A 20,322-nucleotide genomic window follows, 5' to 3' on the forward strand; every position below is an offset into this window, starting at 1 on the left:
ACCTGGCCACCGAGTCGACGCCCTGTAGCGATTGTGCTGCCTGTAGCGATGGCCCCCGGAATTGATGCGACCGAAAATCCGGCACAGGCGGATCGAACCGGCCCGGACCGACCAATTTCCGAGCTAGGGAAGGGATTCGATTCACGAAACGAGTCTTATGCGGCCTACCGAACACGCCGCACGGGAGGTTCCCGGGCCGCGTCAGTTCAGTGCGTCGTGGGCGTGGCAAGTTCGGAGGATGAAAAGAAAGCCACCGAGGTCATGGAGATCACGGAGAGCACCAGAATCCACTCCGTCGCCACTCGGGAAGGCATTGACTGACAGGCTTTGTCTGGAAACGAGTATCGCGACGGAAAGCCACGCTCTGGCGAGCTTAGCCACGTGACGGCAGCCACGGAGTTTTGCGAGTATCCAGTCAGGGCTTAGCGAATCAGACGCGTCTGGATTTTGCCTGCCGATTGCGCGTGCAGAATCGGCGGGATCTCATATCGTCCAAACTCCGCCCAAACCGGAAAGCGATCGCTGACCGCGGTCGCCTGTTCGGGCGTCAGACCCAAGTCACGTTGCGGATCCATTTGACCGGTCCGTTCGGTGTACTCGGCGGTCACCCCGCGGTCGATCAGGATGTGGTCCGGTGAATCTTCGCCTCCAGACGCGTCCAAGTCCGTCACCCCAACCAGTGAAACCACTCCGGGGATCTGCAGCAGGTCCGCGATGGCGGCCGCGCCGGAGTTCAAGTTGCCGACGAGCAGAAAGTCATCCTCACCGTGTTGCTCGGATTCGTATTGCCGGACGCGTTGAAAGACGTCCGCCAAGACGCGAATCTCATTATCCGCCGAGTCCGGATCAACACGTTGTGGATCGGTGCGCACGTTGATGATCGTGAATCGAAACGGGCGTCCGGGATGACCATTGGGTAGTCGTGCCCGAAACGAAGCAACCATCGGCTCGCGGTACATCCGATCGGCGTCGTCACGGACAACATAGGAGCTGCCCGGCAGCAGTTCCACGCGGGACTGGTCCCACAGCAGGGCGTAAGACTCCGGACGGTCTTGTTCGCCGATGGGATCGCTGAGTGTCGCGGCGTACTGGCCGCCTGCCTGGTTGATGCGCTGGATCAATTGCTTCACGGCGGCGCCGGAAGGCCCGCGGACGTCTTGAATCGCAATCACGTCAAACCGGGTGACCGCCGCCGCGATGGCGTCCATCACGTCGACACCGGACTGGCGGGACCGCGCCGCCACGCCCTCTTCAGAAAACTCGCGAATTCGAAACGAAGCGATGCGGAGGCTCTCGGCGGGCCGAGTCGGATCGGCCGCCAAAGACACCGGCCGTCCCCCGGACGGGTCGTCCGACGTGCGGAGCGTATCCAGTGCGGCAAAATCCAGGCCTCCGGTCAGCATCAAAAAAACGATGTAGAGCAAGCCCAACAGGGTCGCCGCAGGTCCCAGCCAGCGCAGCACCGAACGGTTCGGGGCGAGCGCACTTTTTCGACGACGTTTGGAGAAGATGCCCAACTCGATCTCCGTGGCTGCTGACCGACCGTCGGCATCGCCTCGGGCCGCGGGAGAGTTGTCCGGGACCAACTCCCGAAATCCGCGTTGGCTATAGAAGATTTCTGACACGGCCGACAAGCCTGATCCGACACGGCCAAACAAAACGGCCTCAGGGAGCCCGATTTGTGGCAATCCGCGGCGTCGCCGTTCGCTGGTGTCGGCGTATTCATCACCAACCGACCTGGACGGGACGAAATGCAGCCCCAATGCGGAATCGCTTGACGAACGCCTCGGTTCGGACAACTAATATGGTAGCCCTGACCCTCCGATTGGGCCGCCCGCGTCCCAGCCCGAGCGTCAACCGTCAGCGTCAACTGTCCTGGAATCGAATTGTTTTTCCGCGTTGCAGTGTTGGCGGGCTAACCTTTTTCGCAGGACTTTCGACGGCCATCCCCGGCGCTTTCCCTACCTGCAGCGTTCCCACCGACCATCGTACGCCAGACCGACCTCAGTGATGAGACAACTTCCCATGCCAGCGGCCAAGTCCAGTTCGACGCGCCCCCGTCGCCCCGTGGCTCCCGAACCTGATTCGTTGGACCTGCTGGATATCTTCCGGCGGCAACGTTGGATGATCATCTTCCTGGCGGTCCTGGGACTGGCCGCGGGAATCCTGTATGCCCTGAACGCGACCGTCTGGTTTGAATCGCGTGCGAAGCTGCTGATTTCCGAACGAACAGCCGGCTTGGGAGGCACCGGCACCGGGACGGGGATGGTGGAGGAAGACACGCTCGCCAACCACATCGAACTGATTTCCAGCCGGATGATCGTCGACGAGGCGTTGAAGACCAACGGCTTGACCGAAATCGAATCCTTGCAGTCGCAAGTGTCGCCGGAAACAGACGCTGCCGAATACGTCATCGAACACTTGGAAATCGTCAAAGGCGGCAGCGGCGGTGCCAAGACCGCCCGCACGCTGAACATTTCCTTTTCCCACCCGGATCCGGAGGACGCACGTCTGATTCTGACCGCGGTGATGAAGCAATACGAAAAGTTCATCGTGGCCCAGGTCGAACAAGTCATGGGTCGCGCCAACGAACTGGTCCAAAAGGCCAAGAGCGACGTCGAAGAGTCACTGGCCACCGCCGAGCAGGAACAGTTGAAAGCGAGACAGGAAGCACCGCTGTTCTTTCAAGGCGAGGGCAGCAGCAACGTCTATCAAGACCGCTTTCGTCGCCTGCAGGACGAGATGCTGGACCTGGACATCCAGGAATCCACCCTGCGCACCCGATTGGACCGCGTTCAGGCCGTCTTGGCGGAACTGGAAGAGTCCAACGACCCGGTCGACAACCTGGACAAGCTGTCGTTGATCGACAGCGAGTCGCTGGAACGACTGGGACTGTTCACGGGGCTGCAGATGAACTCGTCGAACACGGCGGAATTCAAGGCAGCGATGCCGGCCAAAATCGAAGAAGCCCGCACGCAATTCACGCACCTGTTGCAGCTGAACAGTGAAAAACAACGCCTCAATGCCGTCTTTGGCCCCGGGCACCCCAAGGTCCAGGAGATCGAGGGCGAGATCGAACTGGTCAAGCAATTCCTGCAAGACAATGAAGAGTTGACCAACCCCGATGGCCTGATGGCCGACACGATGCTGACCCCCGAGGGCCTGCTGAATGCGTACACCGGGTTCCTGCAAAACGATCTGGCGGCGTTGGCCGAACGCCGCAAAGAGCTGGGCTTCTTGACCGCCGATGCCGAAAAGAAGGCCAAAGAATTGATCGAGTATGAATTGCGCGACTTGGTCCTGCAAAAGAACATCGAACGTCAGGAGGCCCTGTTTGACGGCATCGTGACGCAGTTGCGTGAACTGGACACCGCCAGCAGTCTCAGCGGCTACCTGTACGAATTTCTGGAAGTGCCACGCGTCGGCGAACCGGTGTGGCCGAAGTTGCCGTTGTGCGCCGTCGGCGGATTGGCGTTGGGCCTGTGTGGCGGCCTGGCCCTCGCGTTTGGGACCGATGTCCGCGACCGCCGATTCCGCTCCGCCGCGGAACTGGACGAGATGATCGGGCTGCCGAACCTCGGCCGCGTTGGCAAAATGATGTCGATCAATCAAGGGGTCAACGGTCTGATCTCGGCCGAGCTTTCGCCGGACGCTGAAGCGTTCCGCCTGGGCCGAACCATGATGCTGATGGACATCAAAGCCGGCAAGCTGAAGACGATCGGCTTCACCAGTCCGCTGCAGGGCGATGGCAAATCGACCATCATGTCCAACTTCGCCGTCTCGTTCGCGCAGGTAAATCTGAAAGTGCTTGTGATCGACGCCGATCTTCGTCGACCGACCGTGCACCGATACTTCAGTGTCGAAAACGAACTCGGTCTGTCGGACCTGCTGGAGAATGAGACCAGCATCGAAGAGACGATTCGCAGCACCGCGATCGACAACGTTTCCGTGATGACGGCGGGGTCCAGCACCAAGACGCCGGCGGAACTGCTTCAGACCTCGCGACTGGACGAGATCCTGGATGAGCTGAAACAAGAGTTCGACGTCATCCTGCTGGACCTGCCGCCGGTGCTGGCCGTTTCCGATCCCGTCGTCGTTCTGCCGCGAATTGATGGAAGCGTGCTGGTGATCCGCGTCTCGCGGGCCCGACGCGACGAAGTGCTCAACACGATGCGTCGCATCCGCGAATCCGGAGGCAACTTCGTCGGCTGGATGCTGAACTCGTTGGGCGCCGGAACCAAATTCGACAGCGCCGGCGGATACAGCGGCTACTACGAAAGCGACTACACCCGCAAGTCGTCGCGAAACGGCAAGGCGGTCAACGGCCGCGCTAAAGCGGGACGTCAGCTTTCTGCTCGCAAGACGGACTCCTGACGCCGATTTTATCGGCTTGCGCCGACGGCAGGCGGCGGCCGTCGCTTCGCGATTGAAGTCAAGGAAGGTCGGACGTCACAGGTGCGGGTACCTATTCCGCCAATCCGACTTTGAGCTTGGGCGGTGCCCCATCACTGTCTTCCTTAGCGGAGAAAATGATGGGCTCGTTACCGTTCACACCGACAAGCACAAAAGTGACCGACTTTTGATCGACGCCGGCGAGGAATTTGGCCAGCTGCGGGGTGGAGATCGTCACGGTCTGTCCTCCACTTCCCAACCGAGTCTCCGCCAGCAGTGGCAAGTCGTCCAAGCCGTTCTCTGAAAGGGATCTGCTCCAGTAAAGCCGATCTTCCGACCAAACATCGCTGATTGGATCGTTGAAACCATACAGACGCAGGGCCCCGGCCGCCGGTCGCTCTGGCATGGCCAGTTCCAGTTGCAAGGCGGCTTCTTCAATCGGCAGCGGAGGCGATTTCGGGGCGTTGCCGCCGGATGGACGCGGCTGGCTGGACCTGGCTCCCGCGGGCCGCAGGGGATCCAGCATGAATCGCAAGTACACGTGTTGGATTTGCTTTCCGCCACGCGTTTGTACCGCCAGGATCGGTTTTTCGCCAAGCGGATCATTGCTCCCCAACCCACGTTTGACGGTCGCATCGGCGCCCCCTTCGTCGGCCGTGCTCAAGACGACCTGTCGCAAGGAAACCGGGGGAGTCTTTGGATCGGGTTGATCGGTGCCGGATTCCGGGTCCGGTTGCGGAGACCGGTCGGGCGTATTGGCGGACACCATGGACTCATCTGGCTTGGGCGGCGTGTCCGTGTTGTCTTGGGCCACGCGAGGTGCCTCGGGCGCCTGCACGGTCATCACGACCTGATCCAACATCCCCCGCTTCCGTTTTCGGTTGACGTTGGAAACCAGCAACTCCACGAAGGGTCGTTTTCCGGCGACGCTCTCGTCGGCCGTGTACTGATACACGTGCCGGCTTCGGTTTCGCCCCTTCCAGGCGGACCCGTCGGCGAACTGGTCCAACTGGTATCGAACCGGCAGTCCCGAATCGGAGCGAAAACCGAGAACGACGCGATAGTCGGTTTGACCGGGACCTTCACCGCCCACGACCATCCCGACGCGAAAGACATCGCCTTTCCGCGTGACGTGATCGAGCGGATCACCGGTCAGAACCAATTCGCTGTTGGGGCCGGCGAACGCAAACGTGGACGTCTTTCCCGTGCTCGCATTCTTGGCCTGCTGCCATCCGGCCTGGTTGCCCGAACGGCGAACGGTCCATCCCGGAATGCGGTCCTCGGACTTGGCCGGTTCGGTGGCATCAAACGACCCATTGCCCTGATTGGCGTTCAGAAGCCATGTCGCTCCATTCACGTTGGGGTTTTCCACCGCCTTGGCGTTGACCGCGGTCACCAACGGACCGCTGACCAGTTCTGATTCAACCGGTGTGTCGTCCGTCTGCGACGGGGGAGTCTGGTTCGCTTGATTCGAAGTCTCTCGATCGGGCCTGCGTGAATTCACTTCCGGGGCAGCGGGCGAAACGGCGGGACGGCCCTGGTTGGCCATCACCGCCGAACCGTCATCACGACTGGCAGGGCCGCCAGCCTCAGAGCCACTGCCGGGGTTCATGTCGGAACCTTCGATGGAAATCGACTCTTGCCGCCCCAACTCGCTGGAAGTGCTCCAAAACACGTACAGTGGCACCCACAGCAGAATGATGAGCGCGACGGCGCCGATGGCTCCCCAAATCCAGATCCGGCTGGACGAGCCAGCCTCCGGTTTCTTCGGACCGGGTTGGGCGGCGGGTGTTCCGATGCCCGGTTTACCGACGCCCGGTTTACTGACGCCCAGAGCGGAGTTCTGCAGGACGGCGTTTCCGCCGGCGTTGGGCACTTGGATCGCTGGCAGGGAAGCATTCGAACTGGACAACGGATCGTAGACCGGCATTGCGTCGGGCAACGTATCAAAAACGCTGGGTCCAGAATCGCCCATCGGTGCTTCATCGAAGTCCGCGCCGGTTTCCTTCTTGGCGACGACTTCCTGCAAACCTGCTTGCAATTGGTTGATCGCTTGAGCAACCTCCGACGTCGACTCACATTCGACCGCGACGTCATCCAGAATTCGATCCAATTCCGCGGCGCTGGCAACTCGGTCACGCGGCTCTTTGGCCAACAAGCGGTGAATCAGATTTGCCAGCGGCTTGGGAATCTGGTCGTTAAGCTGGACGATCGGCTTGGGATCATGGGCCAGAATCGCGATCAGTTGCTCGGCGACCGTCTTGGCTTTCAAAGGCAATCTTCCGGTCGCCAGTTCGTACAACACGACACCGGTCGAATACAGATCGCTGCGATCATCCAGGGGTTCGCTACGAGCTTGCTCGGGCGACAGGTAGCCGGGCGTACCGATCACGGCGCCGCGACCGGAAAGCTGGTCCACCGGAGTTTGCGCCAGGGCCAGCCCGAAGTCCAAGATCTTGATCCGCCCGGTCTTGGCGTCCAGCCAGATGTTGGCCGGTTTGATGTCGCGGTGCACGATGCCCTGGGCGTGGGCAGCGGCCAAACCGCGAGCCATCTGTTGGGCGAATCGAATCAGCGTTTGGTAGTCCGGCCGCTGGGCTTGGTCCTTGAAAGATTCCAGCGTCTCGCCCTGCAGCAGCTCCATGGCCATGTAGGGCGTCCCTTTCTGTTCGCCCACTTCAAAAATGGTGGCCACGTTGTCGTGGTGGACCGCGGCCATCGCACGAGCTTCGCTGATGAAACGTTTTCGGCTGCCGGGGGTGGACGCGATCTTCTGGTTCATGACCTTCAGCGCGACTTCCCGTTTGAGCCGCGAATCGATCGCCAAAAAGACGTAGCCCATGCCGCCCTTGCCGAGTTCCCGGATGACCCGGTAATGGCCCAGGGTGCCCAGAGCCTGTCCGCCCTCGGATGCCGATTTCGGCGGATCCAGGAATTCGTATTCGGGATTCGACGGCGCCATCAAAGAAAAACTGTGGCCGGGAGTGAACGAGAAGCGCGAAACGGGTGTCGCGGACACCATCGGCAGTATATCACGGATCGATGATTCAAACGGGATTGACGGTTCGACGCCGGCCCCATCATCCTTTGCAGTAGGCCACCCTCATTCGTTTCGAGGCAGCCCCCCCTACCTGGAATCCAATCGCACCAAAATGAGCCAATCCGCCTCCGGCCCGTCTTCGGCCGCCCCGTCCGATGCCGCCGCGTCCGACGCCGCTCCGCTCAGCCCCGTCCTGGTCCGCCTGCCCGACGGCAGCGAACACCGTCATCCCGGACACACCACCGCGATGGACATTGCCGCGGGGATCAGCGAGGGCTTGGCCCGCAGCGTGGTGGCCGCGGAAGTGGACGGACGAATCGTTGATTCCAGTCGCCCGTTGGGCGAGTTGGTTGCCGACAAAGCCGAAGGCGAGCCGCTGGACTTACGCCTGTTGACCAGCCGCGACACCGAAGCCCTGGACGTCCTCCGGCACAGCGCCGCGCACGTGATGGCCCGCGCCGTGATGCGACTCTACGACGGCGTGTCCCTGGCATTCGGCCCCACCACCGAGGGCGGCTTCTACTACGACTTTGATTTGGACGTCCCGATCAGCGAAGACGATTTCCCCAAGATCGAAGCCGAGATCAAGGAGATCATCAAGAAGAAGGAACCGTTCGAGCGGTTCATCCTGGACCGACAGGAAGCCCGAAAACTGTGCGACGACCTGGACCAGGACCTGAAGGTCGAACACATCGACACCGGGTTGGCTGATCAGTCGACCGTCAGCTTCTATCGCCAAGGTGAATTCGTCGACTTGTGTCGTGGCCCCCACATCCCCGATGCAGGCAAGATCAAAGCGATCAAGCTGATGAGCGTTGCCGGATCGCACTGGAAAGGCGACGTCTCCAACCGACCGCTGCAACGCTTGTACGGGACCGCGTTCTTCGACAAAAAAGAACTCAAGGCATTCCTGGCGCAGATCGAAGAGGCGAAGCGCAGGGACCATCGCGTGCTGGGGAAACAACACGGACTGTTCGCGATCAATCCCGAAGTCGGCCAGGGGCTTTGCCTGTGGCTTCCGAAGGGCGCCCGCGTCCGAGTGACCCTGGAAGACTTCCTTCGCAGGGAACTCCTCAGCCGAGGCTACGATCCGGTTTTCAGCCCCCACATCGGACGCGTGGAACTGTACGAGACCAGCGGACACTTCCCGTACTACCGCGACAGCCAGTTTCCCCCGCTGTTCGGCAGCGAAGTGGGCGGGCTGCTCGATTCCTGGAGCCGCCGACTGGAAGAAGGCACCATCGACAAAGATGGCGAAGACAAGCTGATGGCCGCCGTCGAGGTGCTCGGTGTCGAACTGCCCGACTACAAGCCGTCGATGTCTGCCGAACGCAAACGCGACGTCCTCCATCAATGGCAATTGGCCCACGAGCGTTATCTGCTCAAGCCGATGAACTGCCCCCACCATTGCCACATTTTCAAAGCCCAATCGCGATCTTATCGCCAGCTGCCGTTGCGGCTGTTCGAATTCGGAACCGTGTATCGGCACGAACAAACCGGCGAGCTGAACGGCATGTTGCGGGTCCGCGGGCTGACCCAGGATGACGCCCACATCTTCTGCACCGAAGATCAGGTCGAAGCGGAATTCCGCGCGACCATCGAGCTGACCAAATTTGTGCTCAAGTCCGTCGGGCTGGATGACTACCGCATTCAGCTGTCACTGAGGGATCCCGACAGCAGCAAGTATGTCGGCAGCGAAAGCCAATGGGATGCGGCCGAATCGGCGTTGCGTGGCGTGCTGGAACAGAGCGGTCTGGATTTCAACGAGGAACCCGGCGAAGCGGCGTTCTACGGTCCAAAGGCAGACTTCATGGTCCGCGATTGCATCGGTCGATCCTGGCAACTGGGAACCGTCCAGTTGGACTACAACCTGCCGGAGCGTTTTCAGTTGGAATACAACGGTCGCGACAATGCGGCCCACCGCCCGGTGATGATTCACCGCGCACCGTTCGGCTCGCTGGAGCGGTTCACCGGGATGCTGATCGAACACTTCGCGGGCGCGTTTCCGATGTGGCTGTCGCCGGAACAAATCCGCGTGCTACCGCTCAGCGACAAATCACTGGAATATGCCGTCGCGGTTGCCAAGCAATTGGACGAGGCTGGCTTGAAAGTCACTGTCGATTCCAGCGGTGGCAAAGTCCAAGCCAAGATTCGCAACGCGCAATTGGACCTGGTCAACTACATGGCCGTGGTCGGTCCCAAGGAAGCCGAGACCGGACAGATCGCGCTCCGTGATCGCATCGACGGGGACCTGGGATCGATGCCGGTCGCCGAAGCGATCGCCCGGTTGCGGAACGAGGTTGACGAAAGAATTGTTCGACAAGTCGCTTCGCCGGTCACCTGATGGCAATCGAAGGCGGACGGTCGTGAGCCTGCAACGTGCATTCGAATCGGTTCTGGAAACGCCGCACGCGATTTCCCGGCTGGATGCGGTGCTCTGGCAGCAGTTGACGCTGGCCGTGACCGATCCCGAACACCCGTGGAGCGTCGGAACGCTGATCACGACCGACGCGGGATCACCGACGGGGCAGCCGGTTCCTGATGGACGCATGGTCGTGCTGCGCAACGTCGTGACCGCCCGCCGCACCCTGGAGTGCCACACGGACGTTCGTAGCGGCAAGGTCCACCAGATCCAGGATTGCCGCCACTCGCCAACTCCGTCGGATCTCCCCTCCAGAATTGCCTGGCTGTTCTACGACCCGGCGGCAAAGATTCAGCTGCGACTGCAGGGAAGGGCGCAGGTGATCAACGACGCCTCCGCCGACGTCGCCTGGAAGGACACGCCGTTGGCCAGCCGGTCTTCCTACCTGTCGATCGCCACCCCGGGCACGGAGGTTCCATCGGTCCTTCCTCCCAGCACCGACGATCGGATCGTGTCCGACGAAGCGTCGGAACGCGGACGAGCGTCCTTTCGAATCGTCCGGACGGTGATCGACCGCAGTGACTGGTTGTACCTGCGGCCGCAGGGGCATCTGCGGATGGCGACCGTGTACGCCGGAAAGTCCCCGCTGTCGCGTTGGCTGGTCCCCTGATCGCTGGATCGCCTTGCGCGTCTGGACAGGCAACGGTTGTCCGCGAGGGAAAGAGACGTCCGCGCGGGCGACGACGCGAGCGAGTAGACTGGGAAACGATTGAATGACGCACCGTCTCCATCTTTTCCCTCCCCGCTTTCCCCTTGCTCGCCATGAAGTTTTCCCCATTGGCCGTGACCCTCCGACCGGGCCTTGTGATCGCGTTGCTGAGTCTGTTTTGCGTGACGTCGATCGCTGCTGAATCGACGCGACCGAACATCTTGTGGATCACCAGTGAAGACAACGGGCAGCAACTGGGATGCTACGGAGACTCCTACGCGGACACGCCGAACCTGGACAAACTGGCCGAAACCTCGCTGCGTTACCGCACCTGTTGGTCCAATGCGCCGGTGTGCGCTCCGGCGCGGACCACGATCATCGCCGGGATGTACGCCACCAGCACCGGTGGCCAACACATGCGAAGCGGTGTGGCATTGCCGGATGACGTGCAGCTGTATCCCAAGATCCTGAGGGATGCCGGCTACTACTGCACCAATCACACCAAGACCGACTACAACTTCACGCGGAACGATGTCGGCTGGCACGACTCCAGCCGGAAAGCCAGCTACAAGAACCGCCCAACGGAGGACACGCCGTTCTTTGCGGTGTTCAACATCACCGTCAGTCACGAGAGCAAAATCCGAACGCGTCCACACACGTTGGTTCACGATCCCAGTGAGGCTCCATTGCCGGCGTACCACCCGGACACGCCGGAAGTGCGGCACGACTGGGCACAGTACTACGACAAGGTGACGGAGATGGACCGCGAGGTCGGGAAGGTTCTCAAGGAACTTGACGACGCCGGACTGCGTGATTCCACCATCGTTTTCTACTACGGTGATCACGGCAGCGGAATGCCGCGGAGCAAACGGCAACCGTTCGATTCGGGGCTGCGAGTGCCGCTGCTGGTTTCCATCCCCGAAAAGTTCCAGAGCTTGGCTCCGGAAGATTATCAGGACGGCGGAGTGACCGACCGTCTGGTTTCGTTCGTGGATCTGGCGCCGACGGCGCTCAGCCTGGCCGGGATCGAACCCCCGGCTGAAATGCAGGGAGTTGCCTTTGCGGGCCGCTACGAGGGTCCGAAGAAAGACTACCTGTTCGGTTTCCGTGGCCGCATGGATGAACGCATCGACATGGTCCGCAGTTGCACCGACGGCCGCTTCATTTACATGCGGCACTTCTATCCGGATCGCCCCTACCTGAAACATGTCGACTACATGTTCATCACGCCGACGACGCGCGTCTGGAAACAACTGTTCGACGACGGGAAGCTGAACGAAGCTCAGGCAAAGTTTTGGAACAACAAGCCGGCCGAAGAATTGTTTGACCTGAGTCAGGACCCCGACGAAGTCAACAACTTGGCGAACGATCCGGCCCAGGCCGATCGAGTGGCAAAAATGCGTTCCGTGCTGGCCCAGTGGATGATCGATACCGCCGACACCGGACTGATGACCGAAGCGGAGATGCATGCCCGCACACAAGACATTGCACCGCGAGCCTATGCGACCAGCGAAGACTATCCGGCCCCGAAGCTCGTCCGGTTGGCTTTTGCGGCGACTGATGTCAACGGGAAGATGACCACCGACTCGCTGGCAAAGCTTTCCGGTGACGATGACAGTCGCGTCCGATTTTGGGCCGCACGGGGGCTGGCATTGAGAGGTGAAACCCAGCCGCTGGTGGATCTGATGGAGGATGAAAACCCCAGTGTCGCGATTGCCGCCTGCGACGGAATCCTGATGGCGGATCAAAACGATCAGCAGCCGCACGCGATCGACCGCCTGATCCAATTGGCCAATGTGGAAACGGCCGGCCACTTCGTTGCCGTCGCCGCGCTGAACGTGTTGGACATGCGGGCACCGATGGACGATGCGTTGCGTCAACGTCTGAGCGAATTGCCGCGTCAGCTGCCCAAGCCGCCCGCACGAGTCGGCAAATACGTCGGTCGCTTGTTGGACAAAATGACCAAGGACAAATAGCGGATCAACTGCTCTGCATTTGTGGGTCAATTCCGCAGAGATCCATCTAGCGATCAATGTCAGGCGTCGTCTGGTTCACCCTCCCGCGAGCGGGAGGGTCGCGAAGGAGCCCCGCGACGACGCGGGGAGGGTTGTCCGGCCCGATTGATTTCAGTGGGTTCACGAACACACCCTCCCCAAAGGTTCGTGCCTCGCCTTTGACCCTCCCGGAGGGAGGGTGAGTTTCAGAAAAGCACGCTTTTTCCTGGCTCGGAAAGCTGCACGACCTCCAAGCGGGAGCTGGATGAGCCACTAGCCGATCCAGCCAACGCGCGCTAGCCGGGTTGGTGCGAGAACTGAACCGGTTTTAGCGTTCGCGGATTCGATACAGGATCTGGACGTCTTGCCGCAGCTGATAGCCCATGTCATGGGCGTACATCACGGCGGCGCTTCGCACCGGAAACCAGGTTGCGTACTCGGGCGGGCACCACTGACCGGTGGCGATCTGCAAACATTCAATTCGAGGGCCTGACGGAGAAACGCCCACAGCGACGCGGACATCGCGAGGACGGATCGGCCGAGCGATCAACCAGCCGAATTTCAATCCGGGCGTGGTCTCTGGCGGGGAGGCCGCAGCACCCTGCGACCGGGCCAACGGAACTCGGCGACTTCGTCGGTTTCCGCTCGCATCGTGACGAACCGGTGGATGTTGGCCGAGAGCATTCTGGCTGAGGGAATTCAGGCCGAGGGGATTCAGGCCGAGGGAATCCAGGGTGGTGCCGTGTGCGCGGGCCGCGGTCCACGTCAAACGCTCAGCCACGTCGGTGCGGGATAGCTCGTTCATTTTACGCGTTGGTAGAAAAGGCCATTGAAAGTTCGATTGACGAAGCATTCAGCGTGCTGGATCCCGTGGACACGTTTGGTCAAACCATCCGGCTGGGCGATCGGTTGACCGGGCGATCGATCCTGAGGCCGGTGTTGGTTGAGAGACGCCTGACACGCGAGTCCCTGTCTGAACGTTGGCAAAACCCGGCAGCTGCGGTGGCGTTGGCGGCGGAAAGCCATGCTCTGGCGAGCGCCGCGACTGTTCCGACCGGTTCCCGTCGCGAGCGATGGATCCGCCGGAATTTGCAGGCCCGTCGTGAAACCGCCAGACAACGCAGCCCGATTGGAACGATTTTTCCGCCATGAGGGTGGTTTTAACCGCTTCAAGTGATCAATCTGCTCGGCGAAGGGCGGCGGAAACGACGCCCGTGACGGAATCCGCCTGCGAATTCACAAACACGGGATTCGGTCAGGTACCATCGAGAATTGATTCCGTTTCTGATACAGACGGCGCGGGAAACCGCTCGTCGTCACTCCCTCTTCTTCTGCAAGTGTTCCGTGCAAATGGTTCGCCAAATGCTAACGATTCAACTCCTCGCCACGCGCCGGATCGCCCCCCTGGCGGCACTGTTGTGGCTCGCCCTCGGCATTGGCGACGTTGCCAGATCCGAGCCGGTCATGCCGCCTCAGATCCGGATGATCGATGACGCGATTGAGCAGGGTTGGCATGACTACGAAATCAGCCCGGCCCCGGAAGCCGACGATGCCATTTGGTGTCGCCGTGTCTTCCTGGACGTGATCGGCCGCATCCCCACCCTGGATGAGTTGGAAACGTTTCTGGCGGATCGCGATAACGACCGTCGGGCGAAGCTGGTCGACCGTTTGCTGCACGACGACCGATACACCGAAGAATACGCCAACCACTGGGCAACCGTTTGGGCAAACCTGTTGATCGGGCGTAGCGGCGGGATGGACCGACGCGACCTGACCGATCGCGACGGCATGATGAAATACCTGCGCGACGCGTTCGCGGAGAATCGCCCCTACGACCGGATGGTGTATGAGTTGGTCACCGCCGAAGGATCGACCAAGCCGGGCACCCCGGGCTTCAACGGCGCAGTCAACTTTTTGGTCGGCAAAGTCAACGACGACAAAGCGGTCCTGGCGGCAAGCAGCGTGTCGCGAATCTTTCTGGGCCAGCAAGTCCAATGCACGCAGTGCCACAACCACCCGTTCAACGACTGGAAACAACAGAAGTTTTGGGAATTCAATTCCTTCTTCCGTCAAACGCGCTCCCTGCGACGTTTCGTTGACGGAACTCGCGACATCAGCCACGCCGAATTGGTGAACGAAGATTACGCGGGCGAAGCGGGTGACCCCAACGACGCGTTGGTGTTCTACGAAATGAGAAACGGGCTGACGCGAGTGGCGTATCCCGTCTTCACCGACGGAACGGAAATCTCGCGAAGCGGGTACGTCGACGAAGTCAATCGCCGAAACGAGTTGGGGCGTTTGATGCTGGACAGTCCGCAACTGGATCGCATGGCGGTCAACCGATATTGGTCGATGTTCCTGGGTTACGGATTTACCAAACCGCTCGACGACATGGGGCCTCACAACCTGCCCACGCACCCGCAACTGCTGGACAGCCTGGCGTCCTCGTTCCGCGGTTCCAGCTATGACCTGAAGGAACTGATTTTCTGGATCACCCTCAGTCGGCCTTACTCGTTGGCTTCGGTGATGACCAGCCAGAACGAGATCGACGACCCGTCGATCGGGGAGACTCCCAAGTTCTCGCGGTTTTACTTGCGTCAAATGAGTGCCGAACAGTTGTATCAATCATTGGTTTCGGCGTCCGGTGCGTCGGCCCAGGGCACGTACGAGCAACAAGAACAAAAGCGTCGGGAATGGTTGCGGCAGTTCGTGGTCACGTTCGGAACCGACGAGGGCGACGAAGCAACCACCTTTGACGGATCGATTCCGCAGGCGTTGATGCTGTTCAACGGCGAATTGACTCAGCGGGCGATCAGTTTGAAGCCGGGCAGCTTCCTGGATCGGCTTTCGCAATCAGGAAAGTCGACGCGGGAACGATTGACGCGACTGTACCTGGCCGGCTTGGCCCGGCAGCCCAGCAAACGCGAAGTTGGTCTGGCGGGAGAACTGTATCGTGCCCGAAAAGGAAACGAAAAAGAGATGTTGCAGGACATGTGGTGGGCCATCCTCAACAGCAACGAATTCATCATGCAGCACTGACCCCCCCCGGCGGGCCATGGGTTCATTCGGTCTGCATCTGCGTTCTAACCCTGGATCGCGTCCTACACTTTGACCGGTCCTGACTTATCTTCGGAAGGCAAACACAATGATTTCAACTTGGAAAACGCCTCGCGGGATGACGCGGCGGCACTTCATGAATCACCTGGTCGGTTCATCCGCTGCCGTCTCGGCCGCGATGACGCTCGGTGGCGCGATCCAAGCCAATGCCGAAGAAATGCGCCGCAACCGAAAGTCGGCGATCATGCTGTGGATGGGTGGTGGACCGCCGACCATTGACCTTTGGGATTTGAAACCGGGAGCGCCGACGGGCGGCCCCTTCCGACCGATTTCCACCACGGGCGACATGCAAATCTGCGAGCACCTGCCGAAGGTCGCGGAGCAGATGCAGCACCTGTCGGTCGTGCGGAGCATGTCCACGCGGGAAGCCGATCACGACCGCGGACGCTATTACATGCACACGGGATTTGTCCCGAACCCGAATATCGAACACCCGAGCTACGGCGCGGTGATCGCCCACGAATTGATCGGACAACGGCCCGAACTGGAGATTCCTCCGTTCGTCACCATCGGCGGTGCCAGTGAAGGACCCGGTTTCCTGGGCATGGCTTGGTCACCGTTCGCGGTCACCAGCAGCGGGCGAATCCGCAACTTGAACATGCAGCTGGACGATGCACGACTGATGCAGCGGATGGCCGCCCTGCGGGAGATCGAGTCCGGGTTCGCCAAGCGCACGCGAGGGCTGCCGGCGGAGGAACACGGCAAGGTCCTGAAGAAAACCTTTGACCTGATGACCAGCTCGCAAATGGAAGCGTTTCGGGTCGAGACCGAAGACGAAAAGACCAAGGAACGTTACGGCACCAACGGATTCGGGCAGGGTTGCCTGCTCGCGCGACGCCTGGTCGAAGCCGGCGTTCCGTTCATCGAAGTCGATTTGGGTGGTTGGGATTTGCACCAGAACGTCCACCAAACGCTTGCCGACACCAAGCTGCCGCAACTGGACCAGGCGATGAGCGCCCTGGTCGAAGACCTGCAGCAGCGGGGATTGTTGCAGGACACCGCCGTGATCTGGATGGGCGAGTTTGGTCGGACACCGCGGATCAACCAAAACGCCGGCCGCGACCACTGGGCTCGCGCCTGGTCCTGCGTGGTCGGCGGGGCCGGTATCAAAGGCGGCTTGGCCGTCGGAGAAACCAGCAGCGACGGCACCGCAGTCGAATCGGAGCCCTTCAGCAGCGAGGACCTGATGGCGACGGTCTGCAAAGGCCTGGGGATCTCCACGGAGACCACGTTCATGAGCAAGAACCGACGACCGATGAAGATTGCAAACGGTGGAAAACTGATAGAAGAACTTTTGGCTTGAGTTTGGTAGACAAAATCGGCGATCGATCGCCAAGCTCGGCCGGGCCGGACGACGGTCCGCAGCCCCGGTCACCTCATCGCAACGACGCTTCGTCACCAGCCGGTGACGAGCCCGCTGGCGATCGGCCTGAGAAGAATCAAACGGACCGGCAGCGGTGCGAGACGCAGGCCAAGGACTGCCAAGCGGAAGCGCGCGACGCGGAAGGACTGGTGCTTCGCCATCAACGTGGCGTTTGGCGTTACTTGCGGATGCTCGGCTGTGACGATGCCACCGCCGACGACCTGACGCAGGAGACGTTCTTGCGCGTGTTGCGGCGAGACGATTTCGTTCAACACAACGACAGCGCGACGGCCGGGTACCTCCGCCGCACCGCGTACAACTTGCTGGTTTCCCGCCACCGAAAACTGGGCCGAATCCAGACCATCGCCGAACCAACCCTGCTGGATGAAACTTGGGACCGCTGGGCCGGCAAAGACCTGACCGGCGACGCCGCGGTCGAAGCCCTCCGGCAATGCTTTAGCAAACTGACCGAGCGGGCGCAACTGGCGCTTCGAATGCGATTTGATTCGAATGCCAGCCGCGTCGAAATCGGTGAAGCCTTGGGGATCACCGACCACGGAGCTCGCAACCTGATGCAACGCGCCAAGCAACAGCTTCGCAGTTGCGTCGACGAAAAGATGCAGATCGCAAACGAATCATGACTAGCTTCCCGAAACGCGAAACGTCCAACCAACCCGGCGATGCCGATCCGATGATCGATGCTTTGTTGGCCGAATTCCTGCCGAGTGATCCCAACCAGCGGAGACCACCGCCCGATCTCTCCCGGCAAATCATGACGCAGTTGGAGGCGATTTCAGAATCCCATCGCACCGCCTCCACGCGGTCGGCTTCGGCGGGCAAGTCGACCCGCACGTCGGCCCCGCGTCCCGCTCCGGCAGAGAAGCCCGCGCCCGCATCGATTTCGGCCGGTTCGCGTCCGGCGGTCGCGCGCATTGCGACGCTGATTGTGTCGATTGCCGCCTGCCTTGCGGTGGCGGTTTGGCTGGCGGGCAATGATTCCGCAACACCTTCGGACGATTCCGAGCCGCTTTTGGCCGGTGGTCCCTCCGATCCAGCTGTCGCACCGCAGCCAGAGCCCGAGATCCCGACCAACGATTTGATCGCCGATTCCGGAGAAGTCGGAGCCGACGAAGAACCGGCCCCGGAACAGCCCCGCAAGCGGATCAAGGGAATTCCCCTGAATGATCCGAACGTGGCCGTGTCGCCCCAGCGTAGCGGGCTGGATCTGATCGCAGTCGATCCGAACGATCATCCGAACATGCTTGAACTGGTGCCGTTGGACGCATCGGTCGCCCGGCTGCAAGCGGCGACGAATCGCTACTGGACGACGTTGGGCATTGAACCGACCGCGGAAGCTCCGCCCAGCCAGGTGGCTGAGCGAATCTCCGACCGGCTCGGTGTGTCCCTCAGCGAAGACCGGCTGAACGACCCCACACACATCCAATCGCAACTGGCGAAGTCGGATCAAGCGGCCGAAATCGCCAAACGCTGGCTTGCCACCGTCACCGAGACTCCGCTGACCGTCTTTGAAGGGGAGCAGTACGGTGGTCTGGTCGGCGAGGTTGCCGAAGGGTTTTCCGGAAGCGAAACCCTGCAGACCAAACTTGTTTCGCTGATCGACGGTTCGAATCCCCATTCGAACGATTGGTATCGAGCGGTGGGTCGGGGCGGTCCAGAACGGATTGCCCGGCGATTGGCCCGCGTCTCGATGAACGCCGACATGCGATGCGTGCGGTGCCACGATTCGATGATCGGGCGAGCCGGAACGCAGGACGATTATTGGTCGTTTGTCGCGTTGGTCCGAAATTCGATCGAGCGCGGTGAGAACGGATGGACGGTCAAAGACGAACCGAGCCAAGCGTCGACCTTTTTTGAGTTGCCGGACGGCCGTCAAAGAATGGCACACGCCGGCGTCAGCGAACGTTTTCTGCCGGGACCTTCGGCCGGCCAAACCGACCTGAAGTCCTGGGCAGCCGCTTTGGGCAACAGCGACCAATTGGCCGACAGCATCGTCGATTCGCTTTGGGAACTGGTGCATGGGCGACCTTTGAGCCCGAATCCGGTGGACGCGTTTGCTCCACCAATGAATGCAAGCTTGCAGGAACTGCACGACCAATTGTCCGACGACCTGCGGGCAAGTCGTTTCGACGTGACTCGCACGCTGGCTTTGATTCTTTCATCGCCGACCGTGCGTCGCACGGTTCCCGAGGCGCTGCTCGCGGAGAACTTGCTGACCACGACGGACCAACAAAGGGCCGAGGCATTGGAGCGTGTCAACGCGTTCGCCGCCGCCGTCGACACACCGGACTCGTCGCGCCGTCAGCGAATCGAATTGGCGCTGCGTCGCACCGGTGGCAAGCTCCAGGACGACGGGACGGGATCGCTTTTGGCGCAGCCCATGTTGAAGGATTCCGCCAGCGGAACTCCGGGATCACTGTCCTCGGATGCGGCCCCCAGTTTTCAACAACTGTTGAGCACCGATTTCCCGGGCAACGACGCCGAGTTGCCTGTTTCGTGGCTGCGATCGATCAACGATTACGATGATCAGGTGCAGCACCTGGTGTATCTCAGCGGTGGCGAGAAAGTGACCGATGACATCGCATCGATCGCCAAGCAACTCAGAGAATCCGGATCACGAGAATCGGCACTCAGCCGGCTGTGGTGGATCTTGCGAAAGTAGCGGCGGTCGGGCCGCGTGGCGACTTTCGCCACTCGGCACGGACCAATCAGGATCCAGCCGAGACGCGGGAAAACTTTTTCACGCCCCCCGCGCTCCCGCCACTTCGGAAGCCTTGTAAACGACGGTCGAACGTTTGAAGCCCAAACGTTCATACAACCGGATTGCCCCCGTGTTCTCGGTGGTCACTTCCAAATGCATCTGCCGCAGGCCGGCCTGGCGGAAGCCGGCAGCGGCGTGGGCCAGTAAAATCGACCCCAAGCCGCGGCCCCGATGTTCGGGGGCGATGCCCAAGTTCTGGATCGCTCCCCATCCCTCCTGGGCCAGCCCCTGAATGGTGCCCACGGCCAACGAAAAACGTTCTCCGGTTTGCGGGTGCACGGCGAGATAGCGGATCAGCCACGTGGCCTCCGGCACGAAGTCTTTCCGCGAGGTGATCTCTCGCATCAGACGCAAGCAGCCTTCGCGACGCGACAGGCAGGGAAACACGTCGGCGTCCAATTCCTCGCGAAAACTGTGGTACTTGGCGGTCGCGTGCTCGTGAAGCAAACCGGGCTGATAGGGCACCAATTCGTATCCTGCCGGAGGTGCGTTTGCGCCACCGGACCAGGTGCGGAGATCGAACTCCATCCGGTACCGTTTGAAGTAGGTCATGCCCATACCGGAAT

Annotated in this window: 12 protein-coding genes; 8 read left to right on the forward strand and 4 right to left on the reverse strand. The window is 61.0% G+C overall.

Going from position 1 to position 20,322, the window contains the following annotated elements; genetic code table 11:
* Positions 1-422: 422 nt before the first annotated feature.
* A complete protein-coding gene (locus FYK55_RS22190; RefSeq protein ID WP_150078815.1) occupies positions 423-1,625 on the reverse strand; it encodes a deoxyribonuclease in 1,203 nt (400 codons plus the stop codon).
* Positions 1,626-2,010: 385 nt separating this feature from the next.
* On the opposite strand from FYK55_RS22190, the gene FYK55_RS22195 reads away from it, so the two are divergent.
* Entirely contained in the window at positions 2,011-4,374 is a 2,364-nt protein-coding gene (locus tag FYK55_RS22195) for a polysaccharide biosynthesis tyrosine autokinase (RefSeq protein WP_150078816.1), read from the forward strand.
* A 91-nt stretch (positions 4,375-4,465) separates the two neighbouring features.
* Here the strand turns inward: FYK55_RS22195 and FYK55_RS22200 are convergent, their stop codons facing one another.
* Positions 4,466-7,354, reverse strand: coding sequence for a serine/threonine-protein kinase (locus FYK55_RS22200; RefSeq protein ID WP_161604681.1), 2,889 nt, complete (start codon positions 7,352-7,354; stop codon positions 4,466-4,468).
* Positions 7,355-7,544: 190 nt separating this feature from the next.
* On the opposite strand from FYK55_RS22200, the gene thrS reads away from it, so the two are divergent.
* The 3 genes from thrS to FYK55_RS22215 all read left to right on the forward strand — a co-directional run bounded on the left by thrS (position 7,545) and on the right by FYK55_RS22215 (position 12,479).
* Positions 7,545-9,776, forward strand: a complete 2,232-nt coding sequence (gene thrS, locus FYK55_RS22205; RefSeq protein ID WP_150078818.1) for a threonine--tRNA ligase — start codon at positions 7,545-7,547, stop codon at positions 9,774-9,776.
* 22 nt (positions 9,777-9,798) lie between these two features.
* Positions 9,799-10,464 carry a hypothetical protein gene (locus FYK55_RS22210; protein ID WP_161604682.1) on the forward strand — a complete coding sequence of 222 codons (666 nt, stop codon included), beginning with the start codon at positions 9,799-9,801 and terminating at the stop codon, positions 10,462-10,464.
* Positions 10,465-10,616: 152 nt separating this feature from the next.
* Positions 10,617-12,479 carry a sulfatase-like hydrolase/transferase gene (locus tag FYK55_RS22215; RefSeq protein ID WP_150078820.1) on the forward strand — a complete coding sequence of 621 codons (1,863 nt, stop codon included), beginning with the start codon at positions 10,617-10,619 and terminating at the stop codon, positions 12,477-12,479.
* Between the two features lie 346 nt (positions 12,480-12,825).
* On the opposite strand, the gene FYK55_RS22220 is transcribed toward FYK55_RS22215, so the two are convergent.
* On the reverse strand, positions 12,826-13,302 hold the full coding sequence (locus tag FYK55_RS22220; protein WP_150078821.1) for a hypothetical protein: 477 nt from the start codon (positions 13,300-13,302) through the stop codon (positions 12,826-12,828).
* 659 nt (positions 13,303-13,961) lie between these two features.
* Here FYK55_RS22220 and FYK55_RS22225 point away from each other — a divergent pair.
* The 4 genes from FYK55_RS22225 (at position 13,962) to FYK55_RS22240 (ending at position 19,657) form a co-directional block, all read left to right on the forward strand.
* A complete protein-coding gene (locus FYK55_RS22225) occupies positions 13,962-15,536 on the forward strand; it encodes a DUF1549 domain-containing protein (RefSeq protein WP_235908911.1) in 1,575 nt (524 codons plus the stop codon).
* Positions 15,537-15,642: 106 nt separating this feature from the next.
* Positions 15,643-16,917: a DUF1501 domain-containing protein gene (locus FYK55_RS22230; protein ID WP_235908894.1), complete on the forward strand. Its 1,275-nt coding sequence runs from the start codon at positions 15,643-15,645 to the stop codon at positions 16,915-16,917.
* 209 nt (positions 16,918-17,126) lie between these two features.
* Positions 17,127-17,618: an RNA polymerase sigma factor gene (locus tag FYK55_RS22235; RefSeq protein ID WP_235908895.1), complete on the forward strand. Its 492-nt coding sequence runs from the start codon at positions 17,127-17,129 to the stop codon at positions 17,616-17,618.
* Positions 17,615-19,657, forward strand: coding sequence for a hypothetical protein (locus FYK55_RS22240; RefSeq protein WP_150078823.1), 2,043 nt, complete (start codon positions 17,615-17,617; stop codon positions 19,655-19,657). Before FYK55_RS22235 ends, FYK55_RS22240 begins: the two co-directional genes overlap by 4 nt.
* 78 nt (positions 19,658-19,735) lie before the next feature.
* Here FYK55_RS22240 and FYK55_RS22245 read toward each other — a convergent pair whose 3' ends face one another.
* Positions 19,736-20,314: a GNAT family N-acetyltransferase gene (locus tag FYK55_RS22245; RefSeq protein ID WP_150078824.1), complete on the reverse strand. Its 579-nt coding sequence runs from the start codon at positions 20,312-20,314 to the stop codon at positions 19,736-19,738.
* Positions 20,315-20,322 lie beyond the last annotated feature (8 nt).

This window comes from Roseiconus nitratireducens (genome assembly GCF_008629675.1).
In the GTDB taxonomy this organism is placed as follows: domain Bacteria; phylum Planctomycetota; class Planctomycetia; order Pirellulales; family Pirellulaceae; genus Stieleria; species Stieleria nitratireducens.

Excerpts from the sequence above, each read along its gene's own strand:
- FYK55_RS22200 (WP_161604681.1), bottom strand. The coding sequence starts at position 7,354 with ATGGCGCCGTCGAATCCCGAATACGAATTCCTGGATCCGCCGAAATCG.
- FYK55_RS22230 (WP_235908894.1), top strand. The coding sequence starts at position 15,643 with ATGATTTCAACTTGGAAAACGCCTCGCGGGATGACGCGGCGGCACTTC.
- FYK55_RS22240 (WP_150078823.1), top strand. The coding sequence starts at position 17,615 with ATGACTAGCTTCCCGAAACGCGAAACGTCCAACCAACCCGGCGATGCC.
- FYK55_RS22220 (WP_150078821.1), bottom strand. The coding sequence starts at position 13,302 with ATGAACGAGCTATCCCGCACCGACGTGGCTGAGCGTTTGACGTGGACC.
- FYK55_RS22225 (WP_235908911.1), top strand. The coding sequence starts at position 13,962 with ATGCCGCCTCAGATCCGGATGATCGATGACGCGATTGAGCAGGGTTGG.
- FYK55_RS22245 (WP_150078824.1), bottom strand. The coding sequence starts at position 20,314 with ATGGGCATGACCTACTTCAAACGGTACCGGATGGAGTTCGATCTCCGC.
- FYK55_RS22195 (WP_150078816.1), top strand. The coding sequence starts at position 2,011 with ATGAGACAACTTCCCATGCCAGCGGCCAAGTCCAGTTCGACGCGCCCC.
- FYK55_RS22215 (WP_150078820.1), top strand. The coding sequence starts at position 10,617 with ATGAAGTTTTCCCCATTGGCCGTGACCCTCCGACCGGGCCTTGTGATC.
- thrS (WP_150078818.1), top strand. The coding sequence starts at position 7,545 with ATGAGCCAATCCGCCTCCGGCCCGTCTTCGGCCGCCCCGTCCGATGCC.